Below are 22,799 nucleotides of genomic sequence, written 5' to 3'. Positions count from 1 at the left end.
ACAACTAGGCATGACGCGTCATGGAAGCTTTCGTGTCAGCGGCGCGCTAGTCGCCCCCAACTCAAGTGTAACAGGCCCTTCGATCGCGCCGATGGTCAGGGGCTCCGCCACTCCGACCGGCGTCACACGCAAACGGTCGAATGCCGGACGGAAATCGCCTTGCGCCCTTCCCGTCAATTCCAGACCGGTGGCTTTCCGGCACAAGCGAAGGGACAACAGCAACGCATCCGTGCGCCAGGCTGTCATGTCGCCGTCGTCCTCGTAGAGATCGGCAGTGGAATACGTCTCCGGCGCGCCGAAGACCATAAGCGACCGCTCACCCGGACTGCCGGCCAAATCGATGTCAACGACCGGAATCATGGCGCCGGCGCGAACGAACACTGGCAGGCGCCCCAAGGGCGCGGCGACCTGCACCGTCCCACCACCGGCGAAGTGTCGACCATCGTGCCAGTCGTACCAGCCACCTTCATGCGCAGGTAGCTGGACGCGGCGCTCGGAGACGCCCTCCTCGAGCACAGGAGCGACGAGCAAATCGGGGCCGAGCATGAAGGCGTCCTCGACGCCCCTCACCGCCGCATCGTCCGGGAAATCCCAGAACAGTGGACGCACCACGGGCTCATGGTCGCGACTGGCGCGCCACATCTGCGTGTAAAGGTAGGGCAGCAGTCGATGCCGCAGCCCGATCACGGCGCGCACCTGAGGCAGCACGGATGCGTGCATCCAGGGCAGAGTGACCGAGCCGTCGTCGTTCCACGAGTTCATGATCATGCGCGGCCAGAGTGCGCAGAACTCGACGAAACGGCAGAGCAACTCCGGGCTTGGCCGCGGACCATGAAAACCGCCGACATCGTGGCCGATGTTGAAGAGCCCGGACAGACTCATATTGAGCCCCTGGGTGAGATTGAAACGCAGCGTCTTCCAGGCGGTTGCGTTGTCGCCCGACCAGGTCTGGCCATAGCGCGCAACCCCCGCCGGCCCGCCACGCGTGATGACATAGGGCCGTCGTGACGGGGATCGGTCGGCCTGTGCCTCGAAGGAAAGCTTCGTCATCAGCAACGCCTGCGCCGGGCGCGCCAGCGCCTGGGCGAAGGGACGGCCATCGCCGGCACAAACCGCGTCCTCATCCCAGATCTCGAACTCATTGTTGTCGTTCCACATGGAAACGACGCCATGATCGAGCAGCGCATGCTCGATGCCCGCGCGCCACCACCGGCGCCCGTCGGGATTGGTGAAGTCGACGTGAAAGCCGACGCCATCCCAGAACTGCGCGACGGCTGGAGCTTCTGTCGCCTTGTCCTTCACCAGGATGCCGGCGTCGATGGCCTCGGTGAGCCGCGGATGATCGTCGAGCAGACACGGCTTGATGTTGGTCACCGGCTGGATGCCGGCTTCGACGAGCCGCGTCATGGTCGCGGATGGATCGGGAAACTTGTCGTGATTCCAGTTGAATACGTACCGCCGCCCGCCGATCGAGGTATAGCCGGAGCCAAAATGGAAGCTATCGCAACGGATGGCGTGGCGGCGACAGTCGGCAATGAATTCCGTAACTCGCCTGTCCGCGTCGGGCGCATCCGCTATCGCCATCGACGTGACACCGAACCCGAGCGACCAGCGCGGCGCAAAGGCCTGGCCCCCTGTGAGCCAGGAGAAACGACGCACGACCTCGCGCACACCGGGCCCCGCGAGCACGTAGAAGTCGAGATCACCGTCATCGGCGCGATAAGACCGGAACGTGCCATGGTAGTTGTCGATCGTGCAGCCGAGATCGACAGATCCGGTGGAGAGATTGTCATAGAAAATGCCGTGAGCGCCTTGCGGCCCATCGACGATGACGAACGGCAGCATCTTGTAGAGCGGATCGCTCAGCTCGGCGTCGAAGCCGCAAGGGTCTACTGCGTCGATGGCAAAGCGTCGTCCCGTGCGATCTAATGGGCCCGCCTTGTCGCCCAGGCCGTAGTGGCACTCGTCCGGGTGACGCGCCGTCATGTGCGCGATGGCTGGGGTTTTGTTGGAGACAAAATAGGCCTGGGTCGGTCGGTCGCGCAGGAATGGCTCGACCTCGTGCTCGCGTCGCCAGGCAACCCCGAACGGACGCAGCGTGACCTCGGCCATGAGCCCCGCTGCCGCTACGCTGATGGTACCCTCGCCCACAGTCACCGTCACCGGCGGATTGGCGAAGCCCGACAAGTCGTCGCGATCGCGCCCCCCATACGGCGGCTCGATGCCGCCAGGCGCCAGCGACCAGCCGCGATCAAGTCGAAAGCCGCCAGCACGGCGCAGCGTCACCCGGCCCAGATCGTGCTCGAGGATACGCACCGCGACGGTGGCTCCCTGCCCGACGTCGAACACTGCGGCTCCGCCTTCGCAACCGCGATAGCGGCCCTCAACCAGGGCTTTCATGTCTCAGCACTCCATCATTGGTCTTGTTCTATCGTCGCCTGCCCTCGGGATTCAGCGGCCGGGCCGAACGGCAGCCCCTTCGGCGTCGAACAGGTGAAGGTTGGCCGGCTCGAAACGAACCGGAAGAGTCTCGCCGCGCCCCCGCAGCGCCTGGCCGTTCTGGCGCACTGTGATCTGCGGCAAGCCGGGCGCGCTGCCATAGAAATACGTGTCGCCACCGAGCTGTTCGACGAGGTCGATGGTGAGTGTCAGATCAGCGGCGTCTGCGGCGAGCGTAATATGCTCGGGGCGCACGCCGAGCGTCGCTGATGTGCCCGCAGCGACCGAGCCCGTCGTTATCTTGATCGGTTGACCGGCCTCGCCGACGCGCACCAACCCCGGCGATACCACCTGCACCGGCAGCAGGTTCATGCGCGGCGAGCCGATGAATCCGGCCACAAAGAGATTGTCCGGCCGATTGTACAGTTCGAGCGGCGTACCAATCTGCTCGATGCGGCCGCCGCGTAGCACGACGATGCGGTCTGCCATGGTCATCGCCTCGACCTGATCGTGAGTGACGTAGATCATGGTGCCGCCGATCTCGGCATGCAGCGCCGCAAGCTCCTTGCGGGTGGCGACGCGCAGTTCGGCATCAAGGTTGGACAACGGCTCGTCGAGCAGGAAGATCTTGGGATCGCGGACGATCGCGCGACCGATCGCCACGCGCTGCCGTTGTCCCCCCGACAGTGCTTTCGGCTTGCGCTCGAGATACTCGGTGAGGCGCAGCATCTTGGCCGCGCGCCGAACCCGGGCGTCGATCTCGGTACCGGCAAGACCCATGTTCTCGAGCGCGAAGGCCATGTTCTTGTAGACGGTCATGTGCGGATAGAGAGCATAGGACTGGAACACCATGGCGAGCCCGCGGTCGGACGCCGGCACGCGCGTGACGTCGAGGCCGTCGATCGCAATCTCGCCGTCGGTCACATCCTCGAGCCCGGCGATGATGCGCAGCAAGGTCGACTTGCCGCAGCCGGACGGGCCGACGAAGACGATGAATTCGCCGTCCGCGATCGCAAGATCGACGCCGTGAATCACGGCGATCGTTCCGTAGGCCTTGCGGACGCCCTTGAGAGTCAGGCCAGCCATGACGACATCCCCGCCATCATTTCATCCCCGTATTGGCTATTCCCGTGGCGATGAAGCGCTGCAGAAACACGAAGACAAGAGCCACCGGAATCAGCGATACCACCGTCATCGCCAGGAGATAATTCCACTGGGTCTGCAGCTCACCCTGGAAGGCGTTGAGACCGATCTGCAGCGTGAACGATTCGGACTTGGTGAGCACCGCGAGCGGCCACAGAAACTCGTTCCACCGCCACATGATGGAGAAGATGGCCAATACTGCCAGAGCCGGTGCCGCCAGCGGCATGACGATCCGCCAGTAGATTTGCCATTCGCTCGCCTTGTCCATGCGCGCCGCCTCGATGAGGTCCCGCGGCAGCGTCAGCATGTACTGCCGCAACAGGAAAACGCCTGTGGGCGTCGCGGCACCCGGAAGAATGACAGCCCAGAGCGAATTGACGAGGCCGAGTTTCGTGACGACGAGATAGACCGGCACGAGGATGATAGTGATCGGGATCATGAGCGTACCGATCACCATCAGCATGACGACGGTCTTGCCTCTGAATTCGTAGATGGAAAGAGCATAGGCTGCCATCGAATTGATGAGCAGTGTGATCAGAGTTGCGATCGTCGTGACGAACACCGAGTTCCACAGATAGTGCGTGAAGGCGAATTTCTGGAGCGGCTCGGTGTAGTTCGAGGTCACGAAACTCAGGTGCCGAACCGGCGCGAGCTTGGCGATTGGCACGCGATATTGCTGCTTGGGATCGGCCGGATCGACCATCTGGGCGACCAGCCCGATGCGCCTGATTTGCGCGAGCTCGCGACGCTCGCCATTGTCGAGGATGGTTGCAAAAAGCGGCAGCGGCTGCGGAAAGCCCTGCACTCTGACTTCCTGCTGGGACAGCGGCAGCAGCGAGGGCGGAAATTCCAGCAGGCTCGCCTGGGTCTTGAACGAGGACAGGACCAGCCACACGACGGGCCCGAACATAAGCACGACGCCGAGCCCGAGATAGGCATAGGCGGCGATATCGGTCCAATGCCAGTGCCCGCTCCGACGGCGGGCGCGCAGCAGCTGAATTGGCTTCATGAGGCGCTCCGGGTACGAGACAACTGCGCCAGCGTGAGCAGAAACAGCACCGCGCCGAGCACGATCGAAGCCGCCGCAGCGAGGCCGAAATTCTGCACCTGGCTGGCAAATGCAGTCTCGTAGATGTACTGCACGATCATCAGCGTTGCGGTCCCCGGTCCGCCGCCGGTCAACACGAACACCTCATCGAACGTCTGCACGCCGCGGATCAGCGCCAGCACGATCACCACGATGAGGTTCGGCCAGAGCAGCGGCAGCGTGATCCGCCAAAACACGCGCCAGCGCGGCGTCGCGTCCATCTGCGCCGCTTCGTAGAGATCGGCTGGAATGGCCTGCAATCCCGCGAGCAGGATGAGCGTGTAGAAGCCCATATGCGCCCAGACCGAGACGAAAACCGACCAGAACATCGCCCAGCCGGGATCCACGAAGAACAGCACCTTCTGCCCCCCGATCGTGGTGAGCCCGGCGTTCAGCAGGCCGTCGCGTTGCAGTATCCATTTCCAGACCAGCGCAACCACGACCGGTGACAGCAGCACTGGAAAGAAATAGACCGCGCGAAAAAAGCCGCGGCCGCGGATCCGCATGTTCAGGACCAGCGCGGTGACGAGCGAAAACGTCACCATGGATACGAGCTGGAAGATGGTGAAACGCAGCGTGTTCGCAACGCCGCGCCAGAAATGATCGACCCGGCACGACGCGGGATCGAAGAAGGAGCCGCAGTCGAACAGATAGGCGTATTGATCGGTCCCGACATAGGGTCGCTCCGAAGGAAACAGCGACTCCCCGCCGGTGAACGAAAACACCAGATCGATCGCAAGCGGGACGAACACGAACAACGAGAAGAAAACGAGGTTCGGCAGCAGGAAGACATAGGCCATTCGCCGCTCGCCGATGAGCCGTTGCAACAGGCGCATTGGACGATCGACGAGGCGCAGCAGGTTGCCGCACACCGCACTCAGCGCCGTCTCGGCCGCGCGGCGCAAGCGCGCGAGCAGCGAGACCGTCGGCGCGGCCTGCGGTTCAATGCCAGTTGGCAAATCGGTCATGCCGCGATGCGCCCAGCGCCTACTTCTTGTTGCGCTCGGCGAGCTGCTGCTCGACGTCGCCCGAGATGCGCTTATAGGCCTCATCGAGTGTGATCTCGCCGGAGACGGCCTGGCCGAGCCGGCTGATCACCGCGTTGAGGATGACGCGACTCGCCGGATAGCCCTGCAACTGATTGGCCGCCGGCGCGAGTTGATTGACACCGTCGCTGAAGACCTTGAGCGCGGCATTCGCAACCGGCGACGCATCCTTGTAGTCGAGGCCCTTGCGGGCGAGACCGAGATGGCCCGGCACGAACAGGGAGCGGGCATAGAACTCGGCGACGACGTCCTCGCTCGCGAGGTAATCGAGCACGCGCGCCACTTCTTCGGGATGCTTGGTGGACTTGATCCCGACGAGCGCCGCACCGCCCGGCATGCCGGAGCAGTTCGCCGGCCCGCACGGCGTCGGCACCGCAACCCAGTCGAACGCCGTTCCGATCGTCTTGTCGAACTGGCTGATCTGCCAGGAGCCCGATTCATACATGACGACCTGGGCGTTCTTGAATTCCTCGTTGGCTCCGCGGTAGGTCGCCCCCGCCACCGAGCCCCATAGCTCCTTCGACATCACGCCGCTGTTGTGCCAGTCATAGATCAGCTTGGCCGCGCGCTTGAACCCGTCGTCGATGATCGCCGGCTGCCCCTTGCCATCGAACACGGCTGCGCCTTGCGAAATCGCCATGCCGAAAAAGCGGTGACCGGAACGGTCGAACGCGATCGGAAACGGCGCCTGGACCTTGTCCGCCACCTCTTTTGTCGCCTTGCCCCAGTCCTCCCAGGACGCTTTCGGACCCGGCATTGCGACGCCCGCCTGCTCGAACAGCGTCTTGTTGACGAATGGACCGGTCACGGTCAGTTGGGTCATGAAGCCTGGAATCGACGACGTGTCGCCCGGCACCCGCATCCACTGCAGGAAGGGACCGTAATTCGCTTCCCAGTAGTCGGCGTTCTTCAAGTAGGGGCGCAGGTCGAGCATATAGCGGGCAAGGCCGCCCATGTCGCTGACGCGGGCAATGTCGGGCCCCTGCCCCGAGGCAAGTTGCACCGGCAGATTCTCGTTGATGGCCTTGAACGGCACCTGATCCAGAACGACGTGGATGTCGCGGTTCTTTTCCTCGAAGCGGCGGAGGAGATCGGCCATCACCTCACCTTCGTTGCCGTCCGAGTACCAGGTCATCCGCAGGACGGTCTGCGCCGCGGCGGGATGAACGCCCGAACCGCCCGCCAGGAGGCAGACCGCCAGCACAGAGGCGCTGATGGCGTGTCGGATAACAGTTCTCATAGCGTCCTCCCGGCGAAGTCTTGGTTGTTAGGGCTAGTTTGGCAAACGTTTGCCTAAATTGTCAATCGCTGTATTCTCCCTCTTCAGCGGATCACAACCGAGCCAATCAATGAAGAACAAACAACGCTCCGCGCCCGCCTCACTTGCGACCGTCGCTGCGGCGGCCGGGGTTTCGATTGCCACCGTCTCGCGCATCGTCAACGGCGAAACGCGCCGGGCCTCTGCCGAGACCGTCGAGCGCGTCCGCAGGGCCATCGCCGTCGTGGGCTACCACCCCAACCACGCCGGCCGGACGTTGCGCAGGCGGGAAAGCCGCCTCGTCGCGATGCTCGCCCCCAACCTGGACAATCCCGTGATGGCCGCGATCGCCGCTTCGACCGAAGCCGCGCTGCGCGCCGCCGGTTACGTGATGATCCTCTGCGACACGCACGATCGACCTGATCTGCAGGACGAATATCTCAACGCCATGCGTTCGCAGGTGGTGCGCGGCTATATCATGGTCGCTAGTGTGCCGAGCGCAGTGCTGAAAGATTTCGTCGCTGACGGCGCGCCAATGGTTTTCGTCAACCGCCGCCCGCCGTTCGGGCGCGGCGCCTTCGTTGGTATCGACAACGTCAAGGCGGGCGGCGAAGCCGCCGAAATGCTGTGGTCCGCGGGACTGCGGCGCTGCGGCGTGCTGGCGCCCGCCCGGGGATCCTCCGTCACGCGGGATCGCCTCAAGGGATTCTGCAACCGTATGCGCGCGCTCGGCGCCACAGAAATCCCGAAGGCGGAGGCGGCCGGCCGTTCTCACCTCGAGATCGGCTACGAAGCCGCCCAGCAGCTCGCCGCGCGCGATGGCTGGCTCGAGGGATTGATGTGCGTCAGCGACCAGATCGCCTATGGCGCCTATCGCTTTGCTCGCGAGAGCGGCATTCCGGTTCCGGAACGCTGCAGGCTCGTCGGCATCGATGGCAACCCACTCAACCGCTGGATTGCACCGTGGCTGCGATCGATCGAGGTGAAATACGAGGATTTTGGCGAGCCGATCGTCGAGCTACTCGACCAGGTCTGGCACGGCAAAGGCCAGGCGGAGCGCATCATGCCGCACGGCGTGGCATGACAACGTCTTGAGAGCTTCGCCACTGCCTGGATCTGCGCGGTTGAACGGCTGATCGAGGGCGTCGATGGACAGGCCGGCACCATTACGGCGTACGGCTGCGCAGGCTTGCTCGTCTCGCGTATTCCAGCGCCGTAAGCTAGGAGCCTTCCTGCACACGCTCCAACTTCTGCAAACAACGCGTGGCGCGCACGACGGCGGGCATCTCCTCGTCCGGAAAGTTCGTCTTCCAGTCGGTGACGCCGACCTCGCCGACATACAGGTCACCATGCGAATCCAGCGCGATGCCGTGCGGTGCCAGGAACTTGCCGCTCGCGATACCCGGACCATCTTCGCCGCCGAGCCGCGCGATGCGCCTTCCTTGCGCATCGACGATCGACAGTCGCGGGCCGAGATTAGGCACCTTGCGGTTGACGGCCATGCCAGGTCCGAGCTCGCCGATCACGAAGGTCGGCTGCTTGCCGCCGCAGCAGCACAGCGCACAGGGCCGATGCAGGTTGTTCCACTGCGTCTCGTACCTGCCGTTGCCGTCGAACACCTGCACGCGATGATTCTCGCGGTCGGCGACGTAGACATAACCGTCGGTGTCGGTGGCGATGTTGTGAACGATGTTGAACTGCCCGGGATCGGTGCCGGGCTCGCCCCAGCTCATCATCAGCTTGCCGTCGGGTGTAAACTTGTGGACGCGGGCGTTGCCGTAGCCGTCGGAGACGTAGACCTCGCCCTTTGGCGACAGCGCGGTGTGGGTGCAGCGATGGAACGGATTGCCACTCATGAACGGCGCAGGCTTCTCGGGGATGCCGATCGTCAACAGCACCTTGCCGTCGGGGGTGCACTTGCGCACCGTGTGGTCGCCGTCATCGGTGCAATAGAGATTGTCGTCGGCGTCGATATGCAGGCCGTGAGCACGGTTAAACAGTCCTTCACCCCAGCTGCGCAGGAAACTGCCCTCGCGGTCGAGCACCACCATCGGATGGGCGCCGCGGTTGAAGACGTAGATGCGGTCCTTGCTGTCGACTGCGACGGACGCGACGTCCGTGAGCTGCCAGCCGTCCGGCAGTTTGGCCCAGTTTTCGACAACGCGGTAACGATGCTCGCCCGAGCCGAGTATGGCTGGCATGTAGTCTCCTTGCCTGTCGCGTTGCGGCACTGGATCCGCCTCGATCGCAGAACGCTACGCCCTAACGTTCGGATTGCCGGAGCCGCGTACAGAGAATGTCGGGCGAGTCGATCGTCGTAGGCCTGCCTGTTCAGGCAAAGGTACAATTCTTGGCCTCGAGCACCTTGCCAATGCCCGACAATTCGAGAATGTCGCCACCCGCCTTAAGCGCTTTCATCACGCTGGCTTCCTTTTCCTCGCGCGCGGCGGATTTGACGCAAACGTCGGCGATGTTCTCCTTGGGCACGATGACCACGCCGTCATCGTCTGCGCTGACGATATCGCCTGGGCGGACTGCGATGCCGCCAATGACGATCGGCTGGTTGATGTAGCCGAGGGTCTCCTTCACGGTTCCCTTCATACACAGCCCATAGGAAAAAACATGGAAGCCGGTATTGCGGATCGCCGGACCATCGCGCACGCCGGCGTCCGTGACCAGGCCGGCGAGCCCCTTGGCGACACAGGCGGTCGCCAGCACCTCGCCGAAACCGCCCTGCTCCGGATGGTCACCTGCGCTCACCACGAGCACATCGCCCGGCTTTGCCAGCGAGATCGCCGTGATGAGCATCATGTTGTCGCCGGGGTGACAGCTCACGGTAAACGCCGGCCCGCAGGCCCGCATTCCCGGATAGATCGGCTTGATCCGGGACGTCAAAGCACCCGAGCGCCCCTGCGCCTCATGAAGGGTGGATGGAGGAAATTGCTTGATACGCTCTACGAGGTCTGCGGCAGGCCGATCGAATGTTCTGACAACGTGAACCATGGTCCCTCCAAGGGTCCGAAATCTGTGCTTCACCCTGAGATAGTTGACCGCCTCACGTCGGAGAATTTCAGATTTGGGATTGCCGCATCGTATTTCGTTATGGCTCGTCCTTCGATCCGCGCAGAGGCGATGTTGGGCTGCCAGTAGCGCCGGCAGCCGAGCCGGAGGAGCAATCGAACGGCCCCCAGTTCTTACCGATGATCTCGAGCAATATCTTGTAAACAGCGAATGCGGCATCGGACAAAGCAACGTTGTCGGAAATGCATAGCGACATTTGCTGCGACGCCGACGGCGCATCGATCCGACGAATGCAGAGTTCATCCAGGTTCGGCAATGCCTCTGCGATGGACATGGGTAGCACGGCAGCACCCATCCCGGCTGCAATCGCCGAAGACAGGGTCGATTGTGAATGGATCTCCGCGACGATGCGCGGGCGGAGCCCAACCTCGGCGCAGACCCGTTCGACCGTCTGTCGCAGGAAGGATTCCCGATATGGAAGCAGCAGATCAAATTGCGCGACCTCCTCCGCAGAAACCTCTTCCGAAGGCATCTGCCCCGAATACATGCTGCGGGGCGCAACAAGATAAAAGTGCTCGCGCATCAGCGGCTTGTAGTCGAGACCGGTCACGGGACGATCGCCGTAGAGGACAGCCATATCCAGGATCCCCTTCAGCACCATTTCGCTGAGCATGACCCCGGAACTGTCGTAAATGTGCAGCACGACGCCTGGATAGCGTTCACGTACCTGCATCAGCAGCGGGGTCGCGAGCAATGCCGCCGAGCTGAGCGGCGCCAGGCCGATCGTAACGTTGCCATTCAGCCCCGATCGGTTCTCCAAAATAGTACGCCGCGCTTCGTCGATCTGCCGCTGGATCGATTTGGCATAGCGGTAGAGGATTTGCCCCGCATCGGTCGGCCTGACGCCACGAGCGCTGCGGTCCAGCAGCTTTCGCTTGAAGTCGACCTCCAGGCTGGCGATCTGCTGGCTCAGCGCCGGCTGGGCAATGTTGAGCAGTTTCGCCGCACGCGACATGCTTCCGAGGTCGACGACTTTGACGAAGGCTTCGAGGCGGCGCGTATCCAATACGGGGTTCCCAACAACGAGGTCATCACGGCGGCAGCAATACGCTGCGGCTATGGGACTAGAACGAAATATTCTTACCACCTGGAACCCGTCGGGCCTATAGGTAACGCTGCACGGAGGAGCCGAACGAATGGGATTTTCAGACTATCGAACGGCGCTGGTGACGGGCGCCTCCTCGGGCATCGGGTCTGCGACGGTTCGCCGCCTGAGCGCCGAGGGGCTGGACGTCTATGCGGTCGCACGCGATGCGGACCGGCTGGCGGCCCTATCGGACGAGACCGGGTGCCACGCCTGCGCCGTTGACGTCAGCGACCTGGACGCGCTGACGGCGCTGGTAAACTCGGCTGAATTCGACGTTCTCGTCAACAATGCCGGCCAGTCCCGGCGAGGTAATATCCTGGACACTACGCCTGACGATGTCGACGCCCTGATCGACGTCAATCTGCGCGCCGTCCTGCATCTGACGCGGCTGATCGTACCTGGAATGGCGAAGCGCGACCATGGCCATATCGTCAACATCTCGTCGATCGCCGGCCATTATGCCTTCGGCGGGGGAAATACCGTGTACCACGCAACGAAGGCGGGCATCCATTCGCTCTCGCAGCAGTTGCGCGTCGATCTCTACGGCACCCGGGTTCGCGTGACCGAGGTTTCGCCGGCCCGCGTCGAGACGGAAGTCTTCGGGCGGCTGCTGGGTGATCTTGCCGAGGCAAAGCGTCGCTTTTTCGATGACTACGATGCGCTGCAGCCCGAGGACATCGCCAATTCAATTGCTTTCGCGATCGGCTCCCCCGCGCGCATGAACGTCGCGTTCATGGAGGTGCTGCCGACCCAGCAGGTGGTCGGCGGCCTCAACTTCGCGCAGAGGCATCGGCGGACCACGACTTGATGATCGAGAGGCGCACATCGATACGCTAGACAGGGGCGATGACCGTGGACCTCGCTAAAATCGAGCAACTGGTCGATCTGGTCTCGCGATCGCGCATCGCGGAGCTGGAGCTGACGCAAGACGGGACGCGCGTCCGCATCCTGAAAAGCACTGCGTCGCACGAGGCGAATCCCGTCTCACCTCATGCCCCGCATGGATTGGACGTGATGCGCGTTCCCAGGCACGAGCCGGCACGCTCGCCGGCGGTACCTGATGCTGATGCCGAAGAGATCGTCGTGCCCGCGCCGATGCATGGCGTGTTTTATCGCGCTGCGGCGCCGAATGAGCCGCCCCTGGTGGAAATAGGCACAACCATCGAAGCAGGTCAGAAAATATGCATCATCGAAGCGATGAAGACCTTCATCGACGTCACCGCCGAGACGTCCGGTGTCGTTCTGGCGGTTCTCGTCGAGGATTGTAACGAGATCGAAGCGGGACAGGCGCTGTTCCGGATCCGACCTGCAGGCCCCTCCTGATGTTCGACAAGGTCCTGATCGCCAATCGCGGCGAGATCGCGCTTCGCATCCAGCGCGCGTGCCGGGCGATGGGTCTCAAGACCGTCGTCATTCACTCCGAGGCGGACCGGGATGCGAGATACGTTGCGCTCGCAGATCAAGCGCTCTGCATCGGACCGGCCGCGGCGAGCAACACCTATCTAAATCCTGCGGCGATCCTGCTCGCAGCGGAAGTCACCGGAGCTCAGGCGATTCATCCGGGCTACGGATTTCTGTCGGAAAGCGCTGATTTCGCCGACAAGATTGCACAGGCCGGCCTCACCTTCATCGGGCCGCCAGCGGACTGTATCCGAACCATGGGCGACAAAGTCGCGGCCAAACGAGCGATGCGGATGGCGGGCGTTCCTTGCGTGCCCGGCCCGGACAGCGCCCTGCCCGATGATCCGGTCGAGGTCCGTGCCATCGCCCGGGAGATCGGGTATCCCGTCATCATCAAGGCGGCAGGCGGCGGTGGCGGGCGCGGCATGCGGATCGTGCGCGCCGAGAATGAACTCGACGACGCGCTTGCGCTGACGCGCGCAGAAGCGAGTCAGGCCTTCAAGAACGCCGCCGTTTACATCGAGAAATTCCTCGAAAAGCCGCGACACATCGAAATTCAAGTCCTGTGCGATCAGCACGACAACCATCTTTGGCTTGGGGACCGCGATTGCTCGCTCCAGCGCAGGAACCAGAAGGTCGTCGAGGAGGCCCCCGCGCCCGGCATCGACCGCGCGCTCGTCGAGCGGGTTGGAGAGAACTGTGTCGAAGCCTGTCGGCGGATCGGTTACCGCGGCGCAGGCACCTTCGAATTCCTCTATGAAGACGGGCAGTTCTTCTTCATCGAGATGAATACGCGCGTCCAGGTCGAGCACCCCGTTACCGAGATGACTACGGGCATCGACATCGTCAAGGAGCAGATTCGCATCGCACGCGGCGAGTCGTTGCTGATCTCGCAAACGGGTATCGCGCGGAGCGGTCATGCCGTGGAGTTTCGCATCAATGCGGAAGACCCGGTCACCTTTGTGCCTTCGCCAGGCGCCGTGACGCGCTGGGACGTTCCCGGCGGCATCGGCATCCGTGTCGATTCGCACATCGTCACCGGTGCCAACGTTCCGCGTTATTATGACTCCTTGATCGGCAAGCTCATCGCCCACGGCGCCACCCGCGACGAGGCACTGGCGCGCGCACGTGTCGCGCTATCCGAACTGCGCGCCGAGGGCGTCAAGACCAATGTGCCGCTGCATCAGGCCATTCTGTCAGATCCAACATTCTGCCGGGGTGGCTACGACATCCACCATCTGGAGCATTGGATGGCTGTGCGGAGAGCCATAAAATGACGGCTCCCGATCGACCACGGATCAGCCTGCTCGGCACGTCAGCTCTTCTGTTCGAGGCCCCCGGCACGTTCGACCTGGCCCACCAGCAACGCATCTGGGCGCTCGCCGCTGCGTCTTCGAAATGGCCGGGAATCCGCGAAGCCATCCCGGGCATCACCAACCTGATGCTGACCTTCCAAACACCCCCCCGCCAACTGGACTCGCTGATCGCGGCCCTCAACGATGGATGGGACGAAGCGCAGGAGTTTGCGATCGGGGGGCGCGAGATCAAGCTGCCGGTCACCTACGGCGGAGAGATCGGATTGTCACTCCAGGCCGTTGCCGAACACACCGGCCTGTCCGTTGACGACGTAGTATCGATCCATGCCGCGCCCCTCTACACCGTGTTCGCGCTGGGAAGTCATCCCGGCTATTGCTACCTCGGCGGCATGGACCCTCGCATAACCATGCCGCGTCGCCAGACGCCGCTGCAACGTTCCGCCGGCGGCTCAGTGTCCATCGGTGGATCGCAGACGGGCGTCTCCGCTTCACCGGGCCCAAGTGGTTGGCACGCCATCGGACACACGACCTGGACGTTCTTCGATCCGTCCTGGCAGACGCCGGCCGCGCTCGCGCCGGGCGACACCATCCGCTTCGAGATCGAACGGGTGATCCGTTGATCGAGATCCTCTCAGCTCTCGGCCCGACCAGTGTCCAGGACCTCGGCCGCTTCGACCAATACCGGTTCGGGGTCGGCACGTCGGGCGCGATGGACGACGTTGCCTTGCGCGCCGGCAACATCCTGCTTGGCAATGACGAGAACGCGGCGGCCATTGAGATCCCGATGACGCCGTTCAAGCTTCGCTTCTGCCGGAATATGGATTTTGCGCTTACGGGCGCCGAGGTCGACGTCGAGATCGGAGGACGAACGATCCCACCATGGTGGCGGTCACATGCGCGCGCTGGCGACATTCTCAATCTCAAGGCGATGCCCCGTGGCGCGCGATGCTATCTGACCGTCAGTGGCGGCATCGACGTTCCGGTAGTGTTGGGATCACGGAGCACTCAGTTCCGCGGCGAGTTCGGCGGTCTTCACGGGCGACCGCTCCAGCCGGGAGACATGCTGCGATGCGCCGAGCCCAAACCAGCGACGGGCACCGGCGAGCTCGGGATCGAACCGGCCGACATCGTCCTCGCCCGGCCGAATGCGCCAGCGGACGATATCCCGGTCAGGGTCGTGATCGCCGGCGAATACGGCGCGTTCGACAGCGCCACACAGGAGTTGTTCTGGCGCAGCAGTTGGAAGATTACGCCACAGAGCAACCGCTACGGTTATCGCCTGCAAGGTCCCGCCGTGAAACCGATCGCACCGATCGAAAAACGGTCGCACGGCATCGTCCCGGGTGTCATTCAGATCCCGCCCAATGGACAGCCCATCATTCAGATGCGCGATGCGCAGACCTCCGGCGGCTACCCGAAAATCGCAACCGTGATCAGGGCTGATCTTTGGCGCGTCGGACAGGCAAGGCTCGGCGGCAGACTGCGGTTCGAGCAAACTCCGTATTCGGATGCGCTTGCAGCCGAGACCGATATCTCGGCCTATCTTGATCGACTCAGGACCAACGTTCGACTTCTCGAGGAGCTTCGCAGATGCCGATAGATGCATCCCACATCGAACGCCTGGCCAGGCTCCTGGAGATATACGGCGTCGCGTCCATCGAGGTCGAGGACAAGGACCAGTCGTTGAAACTCGTCGTGGAGACCGGCGCGTCTTCGGCGGCGCCTGCCGCAGCATCCAGCCCTCACGAGGATCCGCACGTCGTCGCGACGGCAAATGTCGCGGGGCATTTCCTCGCCGGGCATCCCTGGCGGGCAAAACCCTTCGTCGAGGCGGGCCAACGGATCGAGGCCGGCGCGATCGTCGGCCTCGTCAAGGTTGGCCTGATCTATGCGCCAGTTCTTTCTCCGGCCGAGGGTATCCTCGATGCTGTCCTCGCCGAGACGGGCGCGCTGGTCGGCTACGGAACGCCCATCGCCAGGATTCGCCCCTTTGTCGAGACCTGCCCGACCTGAACGACGGCACGCCACACCAAGCAACACATTCTAGAGCATGATCCGGACCCGAAGGGCCACGTTAATGCAAAGTGTGGTGCTGTTTTCCCTCGCGACAAACGCGGAACGCGTTTGCGCGGAGATGTAGCTCAAACAGCAGGCCAAAGGGCGATGACGATTCATCCTGATCTCATCGCGCTTTAGTCCACCAACACCTTCGCCGGGGCGACCTCTCCGCCACCCCGTTCCACCACGCGCCGCACCGTGGCCGCGAGATCGACGGAGCCGGGGGTGTCGCTGTGAATGAGGATCGAACGCGCCTCAACCTTGATCGATTTGCCTTCGATCGTCTTCACCGTGCCGCCGTCCAAAAACCTCTGGACCCGTTCTGCCACAGCCTCTGACGAGGTGATGACCGAATTGGGCAGCTTGCGGGACACGAGATGGCCGTTCTCGTCGTAGGCACGATCGGCAAGAAAGAGCGTCAACACCCGCAGGCCGACTTTGCGCGCGGCTCGCACAATCTCGGCGTCGGGCTGCGAAAACACGATGAAGTCTCGATCGATGGTTGCGATTGCGCGGGCGACCAAGGCGGCCATGTCCGCATCGGCGTTCACCATATTGCCCATCGCCGCGTGGAAGCTGACATGGGTCACGCGATGGCCGGCATTGGCCGCGATGCCCTGGAGTGCACCGATCTGATAGACCATATGCTTCTCGAGCTCCGCTGCATCCATCTGGATCACGCGGCGGCCAAATCCAAGCAGATCCGGCAGACCCGGATGCGCGCCGACTTCAACCCCCTTGACCTTTGCCATGCGGACCGTGCGATCCATGATGATGGGGTCGCCGGCATGAAAGCCGCACGCCACATTGGCAGATGAGACGATTCCCATGAGCGCCTCGTCGTCACAAATGCGATAGTTGCCGAAGCCTTCGCCCATGTCCGAGTTGATGCCGATTTTCATGTTTGAACCATCCTTCTTGATTGTTGCTTAGTTCCACTCAGAGAGCTCGATAAAGATCGGCCGTCGCGCGCACCCTGCCGATGTAGTCGTTGACGGGAGCCATGGCGGCAACGGCGTCCTGGTAACTGACCTCGCTGAAAGCGATGAATGATCCCGACCGCGCTTGGCCCAGGCGCCAGAGATCTGCCTGGATCACCGCGGCCATCTTCGGATATCCCCCGGCCGTGTTGGCGTCGCTCATCTGGATGATCGGCTCGCCGCCCGGCGGCACCTGTACGACGCCGGCCACCACGCCGTGCGAACGCATCTCGACCGGCGCAGCCAATGTCAGCTTCGCTCCGCTAAGCCGATATCCGCCGCGATCACTCTGCGCGCTGATCTTCCATCTCGTCGACCAGAACGTCGCCTGCACCTCCTCGGAAAACAGGTCGTGCTCTCCAGCGCGTACGACGCGCACCCGCAGAATGCGGTCCTCCGCCGGATCGGGCTCCGCGATCGCGACCTCGGGTGGCTCGGCACCAAACTCGACCCGGCTCAACGATTGGCGCTGCGGATTCCCAACCGGCACAACGTCGCCCGACTGCAAGGCCCGCCCCTCCAATCCGCCGAATCCCGCACGAAGATGCGTGCTCCGTGAGCCAAGCACCGGTGGAACGTCGACGCCTCCCTCGAACGAGACATATACGCGAGCACCGCGTTTGGGCGCGCTGATCGAGAGGACATCCCCTGCCCTCGCCCGCATGCACCACCAGGGCGGAACGGCTCGCTGCCCCAACCTTGCGTCACAATCAGCTCCAGTAAGCGCAAATGAGACGTCCGCGTTGAAACGCAGGCGGAATGGAAACGTCTGCACCTCGATACTTGCGGCATCACCATCGTTGCCGAGAAGCGCGTTTCCAGCCTCGAGGGCGACCGGGTCCATGGCGCCAGACGTGCTCACACCGAAGCGGCGCACACCGCGGCGACCGTGGTCCTGAATCGTGTTGAACGCGTGGCTCGTCAGGATCTCGATCACAATTCGATCCGATCTATTCTGAACTTGACGCGATCGCCTGGAGCCATCAGCGACGGCTGCGTCTTGCGGGGATCGAACATCGTCATCTCGGCCCAGCCGATCGCGTTCCAGCCGTTCGGGCTCGTGAGCACCGCAACGCCGGTCTGCATCCCGCCGATCGTCACCGAACCGGCGCGCATGTTGAGCGATGGGACCGACTTGCGTGGCATGAAAATGCGGGGATCAAGGCCATGGAGATAACCGAAACCCGGGGAGCTCGCGATCGCACAGACAGTATAGTCGCCCTCACTGTGGATCCTGATCACTTCCCGCGCCGACAAACCCGAGCGCGCAACTACCGCCGGCAAATCGAAGCCAAGTTCGCCGCCATAAACAACGGGAATCTCGATCAGCTTGCCGCCCGCATTGCGCGGGCCCAAGCGATGCCAGAGTTCGACGATATCAGCCGCGATTGCGCCGATGTCGTTCGGCGGCAGCACAAACGTGAGCATGACGTTGGTCACGCCAACAACGGCCTCTTCGACATTGGGCCAGGACGAAAGTACGTCGGCAAGCGACCAGACGCGGCCCTGTTGAACAAGGTCGAACTCCCCTGGAGCCTCCACCAGCATAGCCAATGTGCCGATCAGACTGATCTTTGGGTCCTTCTCGAGCACGCCGATGAAGGGAGAGGCCCGCTGGGTGATCGACAAATGGCGCTCCGGAGATCGACGCGCGGCCCTGTGGCCGCTATACCCTATCTAGATGACGCGCACGAGCCGAACCAACACGTTGTCGCTCTGCGGGTATAGGGGATACTGATTGCTGGCGCCCCCCCGCCGCCCGCACTGCGACGTATGGCAGCGAGCGCACCACTTGCGCTCGCCATCCAGGTCGATGGTCCTCGGCTTCCAACCGTGACTTTAGTGTCGCGCAATGACGTGATTGCTCGGCGCGTTCCATCGCGCAACGACCTGCTGCCCTACCGCGTAGCGGAGCTCCGATTGCTGCGATTGGTTTTGCTCGAACACAATCAGTTGCTCACCGCTCGCCGTCTTTAGATAATAGTGACTGACGAAGCCGCGATAGACGACCTGATCGATCCGCGCAGCTACACTGTTTGGTCGATCATCCGCAACACCCTGGCTGGCTCCCTCGACGATGATCGCTTCGGGCCTGATCGAGACCATTACGTCCGCCGCAGAAGCAGGCACCTGATCGACCTGGAGCTTCAGATCCTGTGACACGCGAATGATCGCGCCATTTCCGTTCCGTTGCTCGACCCTGCCCTCGAACAGATTGGAGGCACCGATGAACTGTGCAACGAATTTCGAGGCTGGGCGCTGATAGATCTCGGTGGCCGAGCCGACCTGCTCGAGCTTACCGTCCCGCATCACCACGATCTTGTCGGCCATCGTCAGGGCTTCGTCCTGGTCGTGCGTGACCATGATAGTGGTCAGGCCCAGTCGTCGCTGAAGGGCTCGCAATTCGACCTGCATGCTTTCGCGAAGCCCCTTGTCGAGGGCACCCAATGGCTCATCGAGCAGCAGCATCGCAGGCTCGATCACCAGCGCTCGCCCCAGCGCAACGCGCTGTTGCTGGCCGCCCGAGAGTTGGGCGGGATAGCGCTTCCCGAAGTTCGACAACTGGACGAGGCTCAGCGCAGCGGCGACCTTCTTGGCGGCCTCCGCCTTGCCGATCCCGCGCATCTGTAGGCCGAATGCGATGTTCTCCTCGATCGTCATGTGCGGAAACAACGCATAGTTCTGGAACAGCATTCCGATGTTGCGACGATGCACGGGCACGTCGGTAATCTTCGCGTTGTTGACCAGGACGTCACCGGATGTCGGGCGGATCAGTCCAGCGATCATGCGAAGGCAGGTCGTCTTCCCGCATCCGCTCGGCCCGAGCAAGGCAATCATATGACCCGGCTCGATCGTCAGAGATACCTCATCGACCGCAACAAAGCGGTTGTACTCCTTGCTGAGGCGTTCAAGCCTGACTTCGGAAGACCTCATGGTTACCCGCCTCAGCTCGTGAAGACTTGGTTGTAACGCTCCAGCCAGGGGCCACGGCGCGGCACGATGAAGTTCCAATCGGGTGTGAAGAGCCCGAGATCGGTGGCCTTCGTATCCGGATATGCGAGGAACTTCGCCGTCTCCGGCTTGAAGTCGATGCCGCTAACCGAGGGCGCGCTCAGCGTCTGCTCAGAAAGCATCTTGGCGACCGACGGCTCGAGAATTCGGTTGATGAGTGCGGCTCCCAGTTCCGGTTCGGGCGCATTCTTGACCACCGTCATGCTGTTGATGCCCGTGAACGCGCCTTCTTTGGGGAAGGTCATGTCGAGAGGCATGCCCTTCGCCGTATGCGGGTAAATGGCCTTCGAGTACTCGATGCCGCCGATCGTCGCCTGCCCCTGGGCGACCTGGAGGACCTGCGCCTCGCTGTCATAGATCGTCAGCACGTTCGGCTTGAGCGTCGCCAGCTTGTCCCAGCCCTGGTCGACCAGGTACTGGGCCTCCTTGAACGGCTTGCCCGTCACGAGCGACGTCGCGGCGATGAGCATCAGCACGCTTTGGGTGTTCTTCGGCGTGTTCAGGAGAATTTGCTTGCGATACTTCGCATCGAAGATCTGTTCGTAGCTCTCGATCGGCTTCGTCACCTGTGGGTTGATGAACAGCGCGGCGCTCGAGATCGAGAATCCGACACCGTAGCCGTCCTCGAAGATGTAGCGGGGATATACCTTCGCGAGATTGGGAATCTTGGCGGGATCGAGCTTGTCGATCAACCCTTCCTGCTTCGCCTGCGGGATGCCGACGTCATCCATCATCATGACGCTGTATCGTGGCGTCTCGCGCGTCGCGCGAAGTGCGGCGATGTTGGAGAGCGTGGCGCCTTCAATCGTAAAGACGCGACACTTGAACTCGGCCTCGAACTTGGGAATGACCTCCTTCTGGATCAGCTTGCCCAGAGCGGAGTTGTAGACGCCGACATGAAGCTGCTTGGCGTCCTGTGACCAGGCCCGGCTGATGATCGTCGGGAAAGCAACCGCGGATACACCGGCCTTGATGAGAGTCCTACGCGTCAGTCTCATGGTCCAATCTCCATCTACGAAAGTAAATCAGGCGGCCAGCGCGCGGCGAAGACCTACCAGCTTTTCCAGAACCAGGACGCCAACCATCGCCATCAGGATGATGATCGTCGACATCGCGGGCACGGAAGGGTCAAAGACGTTGACGAGCTGCCGCATCAGCACGAGCGGCACCGGAGAGTATTCTGAATTCGCGAGCCACATCGTGACCGGGTAATTGTCGAAGGACACCATGAAGGCGAACAGACCACCGGCGGCGACCCCGGATGCGATCTGCGGCAGCGTCACGCGCCAGAATGTCCACAGCCGGTTCGCACCGAGCGTACGGGCGGCATCCTCCAGGTTCTCGTCCACCAGTTGCAGGCTCGTGACCACCGTTCGGATGACATACGGCGAGGTCACGACGACATGCCCGATCAGCAGGTTCAGCCTCGCATCCTCGGAACCGAGCTTGGTGAGAACCTGGAGCAGCGCAAGGCCGGTCACCAAGGCGGGGAAAATCAATGGCGAGAGCAGGAAGCCTTTGATGGCCGCCAGGCCGAAGAAGTTTCCGCGCACCAGGGCAAAGGATGCCGGCACGCCGAACAGCAGCGAACCCGCCGTCGTGCCGAGCGCGAGCAGGATGCTCAGCCGCATCGCTTCCAGGAAGTCACGGTCCCCGAGCACCTTGACATACCACTTGAGCGTAAAACCCTGGGGCGGAAACGTCACGAAGTAGGAGTCGGAAACAGACACCGCCATGACGAGAAGCAGCGGCGCCATGATGAAGACCATCATCGCGGTCGTGATCGCGTACAGGACATAGGCGCCAAAGCCGGAAAAATGCTCGTCCATCAGCTCGGCCTCCGAAGACGGCGGCCCTCGAGAAGCCACATCGAGAAGCCATTCACTGCGAAAACGACACCTACCAGGACCACGGCGATCGCGGCGCCGAACGGCCAATCGTACACGACGAAAATCTGCTGCTCGATCAGATTGCCCAGCATGACCGCGGAAGCCCCTCCCAGGATGGCGGGGATGACGAAGGATCCGGCCGTCAGCGAGAACACCAGGGTGAAACCCGCCACGAAGCCGGGCATGCTCAACGGCAGCGTTACCCGCAGGAAGACTTTCCACCACGGCGCGCCAAGAACGCGGGCCGCGTCCTCCAGATTGCGATCGATCTTGCCGAGCGCGGACGCCAGCGGCAGCACCATCATCGGGAAGAACACATGCAGGGATCCGATGACGACGGCCTTCTCGGTGTAGAGGACTGAAACCGGCGCGTCGACGATGTGCAGCGTCATCAGGATCCAGTTCAGCATCCCTTTCGGGCCGTTCGCCAGGATCAACTGCCAGCCGTAGCCGCGCACGACGACGCTGACGACCAGCGGCGCGATGACGATGAGCGTGATAATTCGCGTGACGAGGGGGCGACTCTTCACCATGACCAGCGCGACCGGATAGGCCAATACAGTCGCAAGGGCTGACGTGATCAGGCTGATCCTCAGCGTCGTCCAGAACACGCGCGCATAGAGCTCGACATCAATGAGCCTCGCATAGTGCGCAAGCGTGAAAGGAGGCCCGATGATGCCCTGGCTGTTCTGGGTTTGAATGCTCGAGAACAGCAGCCTTATTGCCGGATAGAAGAAGAAGTAGGTCAGAAAAGCCAGCATCGGGACCGCGAGCAGCCCGGCGGGCAAGTTCAGGCGCCAGCGCGATCCCTGTCGGGCCTCTGGTTGGGCCCCTACAACTGCCACCGCATCGTCGCTGGTCATTGCTGGGCGTCCCCGACTGCGCGATCCCAAGATCTACCCCTCTTTAAGCAAAGCTTAGACGCCGGCACCCGATAGGACCAAGATTGTCTCCATTTAGGGGCATTGCAAACGGTTATGACAATGGCTGCGGCACCCTGCC

The 22,799-nt window shown here is 62.7% G+C and carries 22 protein-coding genes; 7 read left to right on the top strand and 15 right to left on the bottom strand.

Translation table 11 applies throughout. The annotated features are described in order from the left end of the window. Positions 1-18: 18 nt before the first annotated feature. Genes Q3C01_RS00190 through Q3C01_RS00170 form a run of 5 tightly spaced genes read right to left on the bottom strand, consistent with a single transcriptional unit; the run spans position 19 to position 6,955 of the window. Positions 19-2,400, bottom strand: a complete 2,382-nt coding sequence (locus Q3C01_RS00190; protein WP_458142912.1) for a glycoside hydrolase family 31 protein — start codon at positions 2,398-2,400, stop codon at positions 19-21. Between the two features lie 51 nt (positions 2,401-2,451). Further along, positions 2,452-3,525 (bottom strand): ABC transporter ATP-binding protein, encoded by a 1,074-nt coding sequence (locus Q3C01_RS00185; protein ID WP_458142911.1) that lies wholly within the window; start codon positions 3,523-3,525, stop codon positions 2,452-2,454. A gap of 16 nt (positions 3,526-3,541) precedes the next feature. After that, positions 3,542-4,591 (bottom strand): carbohydrate ABC transporter permease, encoded by a 1,050-nt coding sequence (locus Q3C01_RS00180; protein ID WP_458142910.1) that lies wholly within the window; start codon positions 4,589-4,591, stop codon positions 3,542-3,544. Beyond that, complete coding sequence (locus Q3C01_RS00175) at positions 4,588-5,637, bottom strand: carbohydrate ABC transporter permease (RefSeq protein ID WP_458142908.1); 1,050 nt, start codon at positions 5,635-5,637, stop codon at positions 4,588-4,590. The genes Q3C01_RS00180 and Q3C01_RS00175 overlap by 4 nt, the downstream gene beginning before the upstream one ends. Positions 5,638-5,656: 19 nt before the next feature. Further along, on the bottom strand, positions 5,657-6,955 hold the full coding sequence (locus Q3C01_RS00170; RefSeq protein ID WP_458142906.1) for an ABC transporter substrate-binding protein: 1,299 nt from the start codon (positions 6,953-6,955) through the stop codon (positions 5,657-5,659). A gap of 109 nt (positions 6,956-7,064) precedes the next feature. Here Q3C01_RS00170 and Q3C01_RS00165 point away from each other — a divergent pair, with 109 nt between their 5' ends. Then, positions 7,065-8,057 carry a LacI family DNA-binding transcriptional regulator gene (locus tag Q3C01_RS00165; RefSeq protein WP_458142905.1) on the top strand — a complete coding sequence of 331 codons (993 nt, stop codon included), beginning with the start codon at positions 7,065-7,067 and terminating at the stop codon, positions 8,055-8,057. A gap of 136 nt (positions 8,058-8,193) precedes the next feature. Here the strand turns inward: Q3C01_RS00165 and Q3C01_RS00160 are convergent, their stop codons facing one another. The 3 genes from Q3C01_RS00160 to Q3C01_RS00150 form a co-directional block, all read right to left on the bottom strand. Next, positions 8,194-9,174: a peptidyl-alpha-hydroxyglycine alpha-amidating lyase family protein gene (locus Q3C01_RS00160; RefSeq protein ID WP_458142903.1), complete on the bottom strand. Its 981-nt coding sequence runs from the start codon at positions 9,172-9,174 to the stop codon at positions 8,194-8,196. A gap of 130 nt (positions 9,175-9,304) precedes the next feature. Further along, positions 9,305-9,976 (bottom strand): 4-carboxy-4-hydroxy-2-oxoadipate aldolase/oxaloacetate decarboxylase, encoded by a 672-nt coding sequence (locus tag Q3C01_RS00155; protein WP_458142902.1) that lies wholly within the window; start codon positions 9,974-9,976, stop codon positions 9,305-9,307. A gap of 97 nt (positions 9,977-10,073) precedes the next feature. Next, positions 10,074-11,060 carry a LysR substrate-binding domain-containing protein gene (locus Q3C01_RS00150; RefSeq protein WP_458142901.1) on the bottom strand — a complete coding sequence of 329 codons (987 nt, stop codon included), beginning with the start codon at positions 11,058-11,060 and terminating at the stop codon, positions 10,074-10,076. A 130-nt stretch (positions 11,061-11,190) separates the two neighbouring features. On the opposite strand from Q3C01_RS00150, the gene Q3C01_RS00145 reads away from it, so the two are divergent. Genes Q3C01_RS00145 through Q3C01_RS00120 form a run of 6 tightly spaced genes read left to right on the top strand, consistent with a single transcriptional unit; the run spans position 11,191 to position 15,871 of the window. Continuing rightward, a complete protein-coding gene (locus Q3C01_RS00145) occupies positions 11,191-11,949 on the top strand; it encodes an SDR family oxidoreductase (protein ID WP_458142899.1) in 759 nt (252 codons plus the stop codon). Positions 11,950-11,993: 44 nt separating this feature from the next. Further along, positions 11,994-12,464 (top strand): acetyl-CoA carboxylase biotin carboxyl carrier protein, encoded by a 471-nt coding sequence (accB, locus tag Q3C01_RS00140; RefSeq protein ID WP_458142897.1) that lies wholly within the window; start codon positions 11,994-11,996, stop codon positions 12,462-12,464. Continuing rightward, positions 12,464-13,819 (top strand): acetyl-CoA carboxylase biotin carboxylase subunit, encoded by a 1,356-nt coding sequence (gene accC / locus Q3C01_RS00135; RefSeq protein WP_458142896.1) that lies wholly within the window; start codon positions 12,464-12,466, stop codon positions 13,817-13,819. Before accB ends, accC begins: the two co-directional genes overlap by 1 nt. Beyond that, complete coding sequence (pxpB, locus tag Q3C01_RS00130) at positions 13,816-14,478, top strand: 5-oxoprolinase subunit PxpB (RefSeq protein WP_458142894.1); 663 nt, start codon at positions 13,816-13,818, stop codon at positions 14,476-14,478. Before accC ends, pxpB (Q3C01_RS00130) begins: the two co-directional genes overlap by 4 nt. Then, the gene (locus tag Q3C01_RS00125) at positions 14,475-15,458 is read left to right on the top strand and encodes a 5-oxoprolinase subunit C family protein (protein ID WP_458142892.1); all 984 of its coding nucleotides are present in this window, start codon (positions 14,475-14,477) and stop codon (positions 15,456-15,458) included. The genes pxpB (Q3C01_RS00130) and Q3C01_RS00125 overlap by 4 nt, the downstream gene beginning before the upstream one ends. Next, positions 15,449-15,871, top strand: a complete 423-nt coding sequence (locus Q3C01_RS00120; protein ID WP_458142890.1) for an acetyl-CoA carboxylase biotin carboxyl carrier protein — start codon at positions 15,449-15,451, stop codon at positions 15,869-15,871. Before Q3C01_RS00125 ends, Q3C01_RS00120 begins: the two co-directional genes overlap by 10 nt. A gap of 179 nt (positions 15,872-16,050) precedes the next feature. Here Q3C01_RS00120 and Q3C01_RS00115 read toward each other — a convergent pair whose 3' ends face one another. From Q3C01_RS00115 to Q3C01_RS00085, 7 genes are all read right to left on the bottom strand, one after another. Continuing rightward, on the bottom strand, positions 16,051-16,818 hold the full coding sequence (locus tag Q3C01_RS00115) for a LamB/YcsF family protein (RefSeq protein ID WP_458142888.1): 768 nt from the start codon (positions 16,816-16,818) through the stop codon (positions 16,051-16,053). A 37-nt stretch (positions 16,819-16,855) separates the two neighbouring features. Continuing rightward, on the bottom strand, positions 16,856-17,833 hold the full coding sequence (locus Q3C01_RS00110) for a 5-oxoprolinase subunit C family protein (RefSeq protein ID WP_458142886.1): 978 nt from the start codon (positions 17,831-17,833) through the stop codon (positions 16,856-16,858). Further along, the gene (pxpB, locus tag Q3C01_RS00105; RefSeq protein ID WP_458142883.1) at positions 17,830-18,525 is read right to left on the bottom strand and encodes a 5-oxoprolinase subunit PxpB; all 696 of its coding nucleotides are present in this window, start codon (positions 18,523-18,525) and stop codon (positions 17,830-17,832) included. The genes Q3C01_RS00110 and pxpB (Q3C01_RS00105) overlap by 4 nt, the downstream gene beginning before the upstream one ends. A gap of 210 nt (positions 18,526-18,735) precedes the next feature. Further along, positions 18,736-19,830: an ABC transporter ATP-binding protein gene (locus Q3C01_RS00100; RefSeq protein WP_458142882.1), complete on the bottom strand. Its 1,095-nt coding sequence runs from the start codon at positions 19,828-19,830 to the stop codon at positions 18,736-18,738. 11 nt (positions 19,831-19,841) lie between these two features. Further along, the gene (locus tag Q3C01_RS00095) at positions 19,842-20,906 is read right to left on the bottom strand and encodes an extracellular solute-binding protein (protein ID WP_458142880.1); all 1,065 of its coding nucleotides are present in this window, start codon (positions 20,904-20,906) and stop codon (positions 19,842-19,844) included. A 27-nt stretch (positions 20,907-20,933) separates the two neighbouring features. Further along, positions 20,934-21,737, bottom strand: a complete 804-nt coding sequence (locus tag Q3C01_RS00090; RefSeq protein ID WP_458142879.1) for an ABC transporter permease — start codon at positions 21,735-21,737, stop codon at positions 20,934-20,936. Next, positions 21,737-22,660, bottom strand: coding sequence for an ABC transporter permease (locus Q3C01_RS00085; protein WP_458142877.1), 924 nt, complete (start codon positions 22,658-22,660; stop codon positions 21,737-21,739). The genes Q3C01_RS00090 and Q3C01_RS00085 overlap by 1 nt, the downstream gene beginning before the upstream one ends. Between the last annotated feature and the right edge of the window lie 139 nt (positions 22,661-22,799).

This window comes from Bradyrhizobium sp. UFLA05-109 (assembly GCF_054185165.1).
This window is presented reverse-complemented; position numbering and strand designations above follow the sequence as displayed.

What these genes read in the sequence shown, in the direction of transcription:
- Q3C01_RS00145 (WP_458142899.1), top strand. Translation starts at nt 11,191, where the DNA reads ATGGGATTTTCAGACTATCGAACGGCGCTGGTGACGGGCGCCTCCTCG.
- Q3C01_RS00165 (WP_458142905.1), top strand. Translation starts at nt 7,065, where the DNA reads ATGAAGAACAAACAACGCTCCGCGCCCGCCTCACTTGCGACCGTCGCT.
- Q3C01_RS00090 (WP_458142879.1), bottom strand. Translation starts at nt 21,737, where the DNA reads ATGGACGAGCATTTTTCCGGCTTTGGCGCCTATGTCCTGTACGCGATC.
- Q3C01_RS00155 (WP_458142902.1), bottom strand. Translation starts at nt 9,976, where the DNA reads ATGGTTCACGTTGTCAGAACATTCGATCGGCCTGCCGCAGACCTCGTA.
- Q3C01_RS00185 (WP_458142911.1), bottom strand. Translation starts at nt 3,525, where the DNA reads ATGGCTGGCCTGACTCTCAAGGGCGTCCGCAAGGCCTACGGAACGATC.
- Q3C01_RS00190 (WP_458142912.1), bottom strand. Translation starts at nt 2,400, where the DNA reads ATGAAAGCCCTGGTTGAGGGCCGCTATCGCGGTTGCGAAGGCGGAGCC.
- Q3C01_RS00095 (WP_458142880.1), bottom strand. Translation starts at nt 20,906, where the DNA reads ATGAGACTGACGCGTAGGACTCTCATCAAGGCCGGTGTATCCGCGGTT.
- Q3C01_RS00170 (WP_458142906.1), bottom strand. Translation starts at nt 6,955, where the DNA reads ATGAGAACTGTTATCCGACACGCCATCAGCGCCTCTGTGCTGGCGGTC.
- Q3C01_RS00175 (WP_458142908.1), bottom strand. Translation starts at nt 5,637, where the DNA reads ATGACCGATTTGCCAACTGGCATTGAACCGCAGGCCGCGCCGACGGTC.
- Q3C01_RS00115 (WP_458142888.1), bottom strand. Translation starts at nt 16,818, where the DNA reads ATGAAAATCGGCATCAACTCGGACATGGGCGAAGGCTTCGGCAACTAT.
- Q3C01_RS00180 (WP_458142910.1), bottom strand. Translation starts at nt 4,591, where the DNA reads ATGAAGCCAATTCAGCTGCTGCGCGCCCGCCGTCGGAGCGGGCACTGG.
- Q3C01_RS00120 (WP_458142890.1), top strand. Translation starts at nt 15,449, where the DNA reads ATGCCGATAGATGCATCCCACATCGAACGCCTGGCCAGGCTCCTGGAG.
- accC (WP_458142896.1), top strand. Translation starts at nt 12,464, where the DNA reads ATGTTCGACAAGGTCCTGATCGCCAATCGCGGCGAGATCGCGCTTCGC.
- pxpB (WP_458142894.1), top strand. Translation starts at nt 13,816, where the DNA reads ATGACGGCTCCCGATCGACCACGGATCAGCCTGCTCGGCACGTCAGCT.
- Q3C01_RS00160 (WP_458142903.1), bottom strand. Translation starts at nt 9,174, where the DNA reads ATGCCAGCCATACTCGGCTCGGGCGAGCATCGTTACCGCGTTGTCGAA.
- Q3C01_RS00085 (WP_458142877.1), bottom strand. Translation starts at nt 22,660, where the DNA reads ATGACCAGCGACGATGCGGTGGCAGTTGTAGGGGCCCAACCAGAGGCC.
- Q3C01_RS00100 (WP_458142882.1), bottom strand. Translation starts at nt 19,830, where the DNA reads ATGAGGTCTTCCGAAGTCAGGCTTGAACGCCTCAGCAAGGAGTACAAC.